The sequence below is a fragment of the Stenotrophomonas sp. 86156_Sma genome (assembly GCF_056481625.1).
Map to the genome: position 1 here is coordinate 3,902,828 of NZ_CM151157.1, position 9,159 is coordinate 3,911,986.

10 protein-coding genes are annotated in these 9,159 nt (G+C 67.2%); all 10 read right to left on the reverse strand.

Translation table 11 applies throughout. The features are described 5' to 3' along the window. Nucleotides 1-50 precede the first annotated feature (50 nt). The gene (gene tolA / locus ACZK33_RS18115) at nt 51-1,106 is read right to left on the reverse strand and encodes a cell envelope integrity protein TolA (RefSeq protein WP_005410750.1); all 1,056 of its coding nucleotides are present in this window, start codon (nt 1,104-1,106) and stop codon (nt 51-53) included. After that, nucleotides 1,096-1,524 carry a protein TolR gene (tolR, locus tag ACZK33_RS18120; protein WP_005410751.1) on the reverse strand — a complete coding sequence of 143 codons (429 nt, stop codon included), beginning with the start codon at nt 1,522-1,524 and terminating at the stop codon, nt 1,096-1,098. The genes tolA and tolR overlap by 11 nt, the downstream gene beginning before the upstream one ends. A 24-nt stretch (nt 1,525-1,548) precedes the next feature. Continuing rightward, a complete protein-coding gene (gene tolQ / locus ACZK33_RS18125) occupies nt 1,549-2,328 on the reverse strand; it encodes a protein TolQ (protein WP_006438802.1) in 780 nt (259 codons plus the stop codon). A gap of 10 nt (nt 2,329-2,338) precedes the next feature. After that, nucleotides 2,339-2,770, reverse strand: coding sequence for a tol-pal system-associated acyl-CoA thioesterase (ybgC, locus tag ACZK33_RS18130; RefSeq protein WP_071229045.1), 432 nt, complete (start codon nt 2,768-2,770; stop codon nt 2,339-2,341). Next, entirely contained in the window at nt 2,760-3,800 is a 1,041-nt protein-coding gene (gene ruvB, locus ACZK33_RS18135; protein ID WP_010481595.1) for a Holliday junction branch migration DNA helicase RuvB, read from the reverse strand. Before ruvB ends, ybgC begins: the two co-directional genes overlap by 11 nt. A gap of 613 nt (nt 3,801-4,413) precedes the next feature. Further along, a complete protein-coding gene (locus ACZK33_RS18140) occupies nt 4,414-6,333 on the reverse strand; it encodes a potassium transporter Kup (RefSeq protein WP_423174881.1) in 1,920 nt (639 codons plus the stop codon). Between the two features lie 48 nt (nt 6,334-6,381). Then, nucleotides 6,382-6,975, reverse strand: a complete 594-nt coding sequence (gene ruvA / locus ACZK33_RS18145) for a Holliday junction branch migration protein RuvA (protein ID WP_005410756.1) — start codon at nt 6,973-6,975, stop codon at nt 6,382-6,384. 13 nt (nt 6,976-6,988) lie between these two features. Beyond that, on the reverse strand, nt 6,989-7,510 hold the full coding sequence (gene ruvC, locus ACZK33_RS18150; RefSeq protein ID WP_032128530.1) for a crossover junction endodeoxyribonuclease RuvC: 522 nt from the start codon (nt 7,508-7,510) through the stop codon (nt 6,989-6,991). Nucleotides 7,511-7,615: 105 nt separating this feature from the next. After that, nucleotides 7,616-8,347 carry a YebC/PmpR family DNA-binding transcriptional regulator gene (locus ACZK33_RS18155; protein ID WP_032128531.1) on the reverse strand — a complete coding sequence of 244 codons (732 nt, stop codon included), beginning with the start codon at nt 8,345-8,347 and terminating at the stop codon, nt 7,616-7,618. A 162-nt stretch (nt 8,348-8,509) separates the two neighbouring features. Then, on the reverse strand, nt 8,510-9,142 hold the full coding sequence (locus ACZK33_RS18160) for an esterase/lipase family protein (protein WP_014038228.1): 633 nt from the start codon (nt 9,140-9,142) through the stop codon (nt 8,510-8,512). Nucleotides 9,143-9,159 lie beyond the last annotated feature (17 nt).

The window sequence follows — 9,159 nt, forward strand, 5'->3', positions numbered from 1 at the left end:
GCGACATCCGTGGGCGGAGGTGACCCGAGAGCCACCTTGCCCTGCCCGCCTCAGCGATCCTGGGCAGTAAAGGTGAAGTTGAGCGTGCGTGCGAACACCGACTCGAAGCCGCGGTACGGCAGCGGCTGCGCGTTGAGCACGGCGGCCTCGATCGAACGCTTGCCGGCCTCGTCGTACGGGCAGTTCGGGCTGACCTTGGCCTGCATCACCGTGCCCCCCGGAATCTGGGTGATGGTGATCTGGCAACGCTGGCCGAGCGGCACCGTATCCGGGCGCACCCACTGCGACAGCACCTTGGCCTGGATCGCGGCCGCGTACTTGGCCGAAAGATCATCGCTGTTGCCACCGCCACCGGCGGCCGGCTGGGAGGCACCGCTGGAACCGGCAGCGGCACTGCCGGCAGCATTACGCGCGGCTGCCACTTGGCGCAGCTTCTGCTCGGCCAGCTTGGCTTCCTTCTCGGCCTGCTCGCGGCGGGCACGGATCTCGGCGATCTTCTTCTGCTTCTCGGCCTCGGCCTTGTCAGCCGCCACGCGCTCCTGCTCGGCCTGCTTCTTCTTTTCGTCCGCTTCCTGCTGCTTGGCCAGGCGCAGCTTCTGCTCCGCTTCTTCCTGGCGCTTGCGTTCGGTCAGGTCGATCTGTTCCTGGCGGCGCTTGGCTTCCTGTTCCTGCTTGGCCTTCTCCTGCGAGATGGCCAGCGCGCTCACCGCTTCCTGGTCCTTGGTGTCCGGCTGCGCGACACGCTCCTGCGCCTGTTGCTGCTGCGGCGTGGGGGCGTCCTGCGGGCGCGGTTCGGGAATCGGCTGCGGCGGCGGGATGGTGTCTTCCGGCACCGGGATCGGCTCGGCGACTGGCGGCGGCAGGTCCTCCAGCTTCTCCGACTGGCGCAGGGCCTGGCGCGCGGCGGAGGCCTCGGACGCGGACAGCGCCAGGCTGGCCTCGACCGAGGGATCGCCGGCGGCGGCATCGGTGTTGCGCTCGGGCGACCAGAACCAAGCCACGATGAACACCAGCGCGACCAGCAGGTGCACCAGCAACGCCAGCGCCAGGGGCAGGCCCCAGCCGGGTTCGCGCTGATGCGGGGGTGGCAGGGCGTCAGCGTGCATCGGTGGCCAGGCCTACCTTGTCTACCTTGGCGCGCTTGATCACATCCATCGCAGCAATGACCTTTTCATAGGCCACGGCGCGGTCGGCGGCGACGATCACGCGCACGCCCTTGTCCTGGGCGGCGATGCCGGCCAGACGGCCTTCCAGTTCCTCGGCCGACACGGCGGTCGGTTCCTTGGCGTCGGGCAGCTTCAGGCTGAGCTGGCCGTCCTGGCGCACCGAGACAATCACCGGATCCTGCTTGCTCTCCAGCGCCTTGGCGTTGGACTGCGGCAGGTCGACGTCGAAGCTCAGGGTGAGCAGCGGTGCGGTGACCATGAAAATGATCAGCAGCACCAGCATGACGTCGATGTAGGGAACGACGTTGATTTCCGATTTCAGCTTGCGGCGCTTGCGGCGACCGATGGCAGCGGACATGGCTTGGACTCCCGGGTCAGGCGCTTACTCGTCGCCAGCGCTCTGGCGCTGCAGGATGGAGCTGAACTCTTCGGCGAAGGTCTCGAACCGCACCGACATGCGCTCCACGCGCGTGGTGAAGCGGTTGTAGGCCCACACCGCCGGGATCGCCACGAACAGGCCGATGGCGGTGGCGAACAGTGCCTCGGAGATGCCCGGCGCGACGGCGGCGATGCCGGCCTGCGCACCGCTGCTGATCATGTCGTGCATGGTCACCATGATGCCGAACACGGTACCGACCAGGCCCACGTAAGGCGCGGTCGAGCCGATGTTGGCCAGCAGTTCCAGGTTGCGCTCAAGCTGGTCCACTTCGCGGGTGTAAGTGGTGCGCATGGCACGCTGTGCGCCTTCCAGCTGGGCGCGACCGTCCAGGCGGCGCTTGTCGCGCAGGCGGGTGTACTCGCGGAAGCCGGCTTCGAAGATGGCTTCCAGGCCGCCGACATTGCGGCTGCGGTCGGTGGCCGAGCTGTACAGCTTGCCCAGGTCCGCACCGGACCAGAAGCGGTTCTCGAACTCGTCGGCTTCGCGGGTGGCCTGCTTGAACACGCGGGCCTTGCGGAAAATGATCACCCAGCTGACGAACGAGCCGACCAGCAGCAGCAGCACGATGATCTTCACCGGCAGGCTGGCCTTGGCCATCAGTTCGAGGTAGTTGATGCCGCCGCCGGTGGTGGCCTGGGCAAGGGTCTGTGTCGCGGCGTTGCTGACATCGGCCGGCAGTGCCTCGGTGACCGTGGCCTGCAGGGCCAGGAGCGTTGCGATCATCCGTTGTTCCTCAGTGTTCGGATTCGGGGTGGAGGTGGGGTTGCAGCACGGCAAGGACGGCCTCGTCCATGCCACGCGGGCGGAAACTGGCCGCTTCCAGTGCGGCGATGCGGACCTGCGCCGACAGCAGCAGTTCGCCGTCGCGCAGGATCTGCTGGTCGAAGACCATGCTGGCCTTCTTCAGCTGGACCAGGCGGGCGCTCACCTGCAGGGTGTCATCCAGCCGTGCCGGCTTGATGAAATCCATCTGCATCGAGCGCACCGCGAAGACCATCCCGTGCTCGGCGCGCATGCGCTCCTGGCCGTAGCCCAGCGCTCGCATCCATTCGGTCCGGGCCCGTTCCATGAAGGCCACGTAGCGGGCGTGGTAGACCACGCCACCTGCGTCGGTATCTTCCCAGTAAATGCGTGTCGGCCAACTGAATCGGGGCTCAACCGACATCGGGAACCTCCGCGAACAGGTCCTGCGGCGGGTTCTTCGGCTTCAGGCCCATGTGCCGGTAGGCCTTGTGGGTGGCCATGCGGCCACGCGCGGTGCGCACCAGGAAGCCCTGCTGGATCAGGTACGGCTCGACCACGTCTTCCAGCGTGCCACGCTCTTCGGACAGCGCCGCGGCCAGCGATTCGATGCCGACCGGGCCGCCATCGAAGTAGTCGACCATGGTCTTGAGCAGGCGCCGGTCAAGCTCGTCGAAGCCCTCCGGGTCAACCTTGAGCATCTTCATCGCAGCCTGGGCCACGGCCTCGTCGATGTGGCCGCCGGCCTTCACCTGCGCATAGTCGCGCACGCGGCGCAGCAGGCGGTTGGCGATACGCGGAGTGCCACGCGCGCGGCGCGCGATCTCCCCTGCCCCATCGGCCGTGCAGTCGATGGCCAGGATGGCCGCCGAACGGCGCACGATCCGGGTCAGCTCCTCGACACTGTAGAACTCCAGGCGCTGGACGATGCCGAAGCGGTCGCGCAACGGCGCGGTCAGCAGGCCAGCACGGGTGGTGGCACCGATCAGGGTGAACGGCGGCAGGTCGATCTTGATCGAGCGGGCGGCGGGGCCCTCGCCGATCATGATGTCGATCTGGAAATCTTCCATCGCCGGGTACAACACCTCTTCCACCACCGGCGACAGGCGATGGATCTCGTCGATGAACAGCACATCGTGCGGCTGCAGGTTGGTCAGCAGCGCGGCGAGGTCGCCGGCCTTCTCGATCACCGGGCCGGAGGTGACCCGCAGGGCCACGCCCAGCTCGTTGGCGATGACATGGCTGAGGGTGGTCTTGCCCAGGCCGGGCGGCCCGAAGATCAGCACATGGTCGAGCGCGTCGCCGCGCCCCTTGGCCGCCTGGATGTAGATCTCCATCTGCTCGCGCACCGGCACCTGGCCGAGGTAGTCGGCAAGGCGCTTGGGGCGGATGCTGGCGTCGGCGGCGTCATCCTCGCGGGTGGCGCCGGCGCCGATGATGCGGTCGTCGGTCATGTGCTGATTATGCGGCAAAAGCGCGGGTTTCGGCCGGGCTGCGCCCGGCACCCGCAGAAGCAACTGCAACGGCCGGAGCAACAGCCAAAGCTGAGTTCCTGGGGAATGGCGGGGTGGGTCCGGTTGCGGGGGACGCTGCAAGTACCCCTCCGGGGCCCGGCCCAGCCGCTGGCGGCTGTGCGTTCGGGCGCTTGCGAAGCAGTGCTTCGCAAGCAAAGCGCCCTCACCCATGTAAGCTCGGTCGCCGCATCCATGCGGCTCACGCCCCCGCAACCGGACCCACCCCGCCTTCGACAGTTTCCTGCGATCTGTCGGAACGGCGTTCTGCTTTAGTGGGTGCCGACCGTTGGTCGACACGATAGATCCAGGCGTGGAGGAAACTGGAGAGCAGAGTGGGCCAAGCTTCAAGCGCGCGGCATCTCCGCAAGTGGAGCCCCCTTGTTGTTCAAGGGGGCGCGCCGACAGGCGGGGGGATAAGGTGGAATGCGCGGAACGCCGGCGCCCAAGGCGCCTGCGTTTCAAGGGGGCGCGCCGACAGGCGCGGGGATAAGGTGGAATGCGCGCGGGACCCACGGTTTGCGCAGCAAATCGTGGGACGTAGCGCAGGTGGAGATTAAATCTCCACCTGCGCGCCCAGTTCCACCAATCTGTTGCCCGGAATCCGGAAGAAGCCGGTGGCCGGGGCGGCGTTGCGATGCATCAGCGCGAACAGCTTGTCACGCCAGATCGGCATGCCACGGTTGGCGGTGGCGACGATGGTTTCGCGGCTGGCGAAGAAGGTGGTGTCCATCGGGTCGAAGTAGATGCCGCCGTGGTCGCACGAGCGCATCAGCGCCAGCGGCACGTCCGGGGTCTCCATGAAACCGAAGCGCACGTAGACGCGGTAGAACTCGTCGCCCACCGATTCGATCTTCAGCCGCTGCCCTTCCATCGCATAGGGAATGGGCAGGGTTTCCACGTGCAGGAACACGTTGCGCTCGTGCAGCACCTTGTTGTGCTTGAGGTTGTGCATCAGCGCGTGCGGGGCCACGGTCGGATCGGCGGTGAGGAATACCGCGGTGCCCGGCACGCGTACCGGCGGCGCCAGCATCAGGCCCGGCAGGAAGGTATCCAGGCGGATGCCGTCCTTGCGGATCTCATCGCGCAGCAGCTCGCGGCCACGGCGCCAGGTGCGCATCATGGTGAACAGGAAGATGCCCAGCACCACCGGGAACCAGGCGCCCTGCAGCAGCTTGGCACCGTTGGCGATGACGAAGCCGAGGTCGATGATGAAGAACACCACGCACAGCGGCAGGATCCACTTGCGGGCCTTCGGCCACAGCGAGCGCGCGACCAGGGCCAGCAGCAGGGTGTCGATCAGCATCGTGGCCGACACCGAGATGCCGTAGGCCACGGCCAGGTTCGACGAGCTGCGGAAGGCCAGCACCAGGCCGATCACCATCACCGCGATACCCCAGTTGATGCCCGGGATGTAGATCTGGCCGATGGTGTCGTGCGAGGTGTGCTTGATGCGCATGCGCGGGATGTAGCCCAGCTGCATGGCCTGGCGCGAGACCGAGAACGCGCCGGTGATGACCGACTGCGACGCGATCACCGCCGCCATCGTGGCCAGGATGATCATCGGGTACAGCGCCCACGGCGGTACTGCCTCGAAGAACGGGTTCTTCAGCGCCTCGGGGTGGTTGAGCACCAGTGCGCCCTGCCCCAGGTAGTTCAGCACCAGGCACGGCAGCACGAAGAAATACCAGGCGTGGCGGATGGGTTTGGCACCGAAGTGGCCCATGTCGGCGTACAGCGCCTCGCCACCGGTCACGGCCAGTACCACCGCACCGAGGATGAAGATGCTGTGCCAGCCATGCTCCATGAAGAAGCGGATTGCCCACCACGGGTTGAACGCCTTCAGCACTTCCGGTGCATCGACGATGTTGTAGATGCCGATCGCCGCCAGCGAAATGAACCAGATCGAGGTGATCGGCCCGAACAGCTTGCCGATCTTCGCGGTGCCGAAGCGCTGTACCGCGAACACGGCCAGCAGTACCACCACGGTGATCGGAACGATGAAGGCGTGCAGTCCTGGCGCGGCAACTTCCAGGCCTTCCACCGCACCCAGCACCGATATCGCGGGTGTGATCACGCCATCGCCGAAGAACAGCGAGGCACCGAAGATGCCGAGGATGCCGACTACATAGGCCGAGCGCGACCCGTTGCGCAGCGTGCGCTGGGTCAGCGCCATCAGCGCCATGATGCCGCCCTCGCCGTCGTTGTCGGCGCGCATGATGATGGTCACGTACTTCAGCGTGACCACGATGTTCAACGCCCAGAACGCCAGCGACAGCACGCCCAGCACGGTGTCGTGGTCACTGTTGAGCCCGTAGTGTGGCGAGAACGCCTCCTTCAGGGTGTACAGCGGGCTGGTACCGATATCGCCGAAGACCACGCCGATCGCACCGATGATCAGCGCCAGGCCTCCGGCTGGAGGGGCGTGACCATGACCGCCTGGGGCGGCCGCGTGCGGGGTTTGACTGCTGGACATGGGACTCCTGGCGAAGCTCAGGCGGTGGGTTGGGGAAAGGAAGGCGGGTCAGCGCAGTGCCGACTGCAGCGCCTTGCGGATCACGGTGGCCACTTCGTCACCTTCATTGAAGGCATCGCGGGCCATCCGCGCCGCTTCGGCCGGCTTGTAGCCCAGCTGCTGCAGGGCCACGGTGGCATCGGACAGCGGATCGGCCGGGGCCGGACCACTGCCGGTCGGCAGTGCGCCACCGGCACCGAACTGGGCAGCGCGGTCGCGCAGCTCCAGCACCATGCGCTCGGCGGTCTTCTTGCCGATGCCCGGAATGCGGGTCAGCGCGGTGATGTCACCGGCCTGGACCATGCGCGCGAATTCCTCGACGGTGACGCCGGACAGCACGGCCAGCGCGATCTTCGCGCCGATGCCACTGACCTTCTGCACGTCGCGGAACAGGCGCCGCTCACCTTCGCGCAGGAAGCCGTACAGCGAGACGCTGTCTTCCTTCTGCGAGTAATGGGTGTACAGGGTGACCTCGCGGCCGAGCTCGGGCAGGTCGTAGAAGGTGCTCATCGGCGCCTCCAGCTCGTAGCCCACTCCGTTCACGTCCACCACCAGCCACGGCGGCGCCTTGTAGGCGACGATGCCGCGCAGTCGACCGATCATTGCGTGCAGCTCCTCATTTGCGGCCCCACGCCTGGCGGGCACTGAGCCCCAGGCGGTTGGCCGTTGCCCTTACGTGGGCATGGGTGATCGCCACTGCCAACGCGTCGGCCGCGTCGGCCTGCAGCTTGGTTTTCAGGTTGAGCATGAGCCCGACCATGTGTTGAACCTGTTGCTTTTCGGCGCCACCGCGCCCGACCACCGCCAGCTTGATCTCGCTGGCGGCGTATTCGTGCACCGGCAGGTCACGCAGCACCACGGCGGAAATCGCCGCGCCACGGGCCTGGCCCAGCTTCAGCGCCGAATCGGGGTTGCGGGCCATGAACACGCGTTCGATGGCCACTTCCTGCGGCTGGTACTCGCGGCACAGGTCAGCCAGGCCCAGCACCAGCAGCTTCATGCGCTGCGGGAAATCGTCGGCGCCGAGCAGCACCAGCGGCTGGTGGTGCACGTGGCTGACGCGGCCGGTGGCGTCGACATCAATGATGCCGACCCCGGTCCGCTGCGAACCGGGGTCGATGCCGAGGATGCGGGTCATGCTGCACTCCTGGCGGGGCGGAACGGGAGGCGCTGGCAGGCGTATGGGCTCATGACTGTCCGCGGTGACCGTTCAACGGCCCGCGCCCAGGCCGTCAAGGACGGCTCAGGCGTAGGCGTCGGCGCCGAGTTCGGCGTTGGAGTACACGTCCTGCACGTCGTCCAGGTCTTCAAGCATGTCCAGCAGCTTCTTGACCTGCAGGGCAACCTCGCCCTCGACCTTGATGTCGTTGTCCGCGCGGAAGGTGATTTCGGCGTGGTCGGCGACATGGCCAGCGGCGGCCATCGCATCCTTGACCGCGTTGAACGCGTCAGGGCTGGTGACCACGTCGATCGAGCCGTCGTCCGGGTAGACCACGATGTCATCGGCGCCGGCCTCGATGGCCGCTTCGGTGATGGCTTCCTCGTCGGCACCCGGGGCGAAGCTGAGCACGCCCAGGCGCTTGAACATGAAGGCGACCGAGCCTTCGGTGCCCATGTTGCCGCCGCACTTGCTGAACGCATGGCGGACATCGGCCACCGTGCGCACGCGGTTGTCGGTCAGGCAGTCGACGATCACGGCCACGCCACCCGGGGCGTAGCCCTCGTAGCGGATTTCCTCGTAGTCGACGCCTTCCAGTTCACCAGTGGCCTTCTTGATGGCGCGCTCGATCACGTCCTTGGACATGTTCACGGCCAGGCCCTTGTCCACGGCCACGCGCAGGCGCGGGTTGTTGTTGGGGTCGCCTCCACCGCCGCGCGCGGCCACGCCGATCTCGCGGATGATCTTGGTGAAAATCTTGCCGCGCTTCGCGTCGGACGCGTTCTTGCGGGCTTCGATGGAGGGGCCTCTACCCATGGGTGCTACCGTCTGGCTGCTTCAGGATCAAGGCGCGGATTCTACCTGATCGGGCGCTGCAACCGTGTCTAGGGCGGAGAGATGGCGCCAGGTCATGCCCGGCGGAGAGCGTGCGAACCAACGGTTCGCACCCACCAAGGCAGGCCGGTCGCACCCACTCAATCATGCAGCGGCGGCGTCGCGGCTGTGGTCGAACTGGCCGTGGCGCAGGAAATGCGCGGTCTGCCGCGCGGCATCGGGCGACACCACCAGGCCACTGTGGCTGGTACGCACCACGCAATGGTCGGCCAGGCCCGGCAGGCGGGTCTCGGCCAGGGCCACGGTGCCGTCGGAGGCATCGTCGATCGCCCCCAGCAGGCTGCCCAGCCCATGCGGCACCGAGCCGGCGATCAGCCCGACTTCGGCCTTGCCCTGCCAGTCCGGCAGGCCATCGAGCAACAGTTCGCTGCTGCGGCCCAGCGCCAGGCCCCACCCGTGCTCGGACAACGAGCGCGCAGTGCCGCTGCCGCGCAGCGGCGAGCCCAGGCAGACCACGCGCTGCACGTCCAGCTGCGGCTGGCGGCGCAAGGCCTCCAACGCGAGCAATCCGCCCAGGCTGTGACCGACCAGCGACAATGGCCCGGCATCGGCCAGGCGTTCCAGCAGCTGCGGCACGGCTACGTCGGGGCCACCGAACACCGAGGAATAGCCGAACGCGTGCACCTGGAAACCACGCGCGCGCAGGCGCCAGGCCAGCGGCCCGACCCAGGCACGGGCATTCCAGATGCCATGCAGCAGCAATACGGGGGGAGTCATGCAAACAGCCTGGCGGT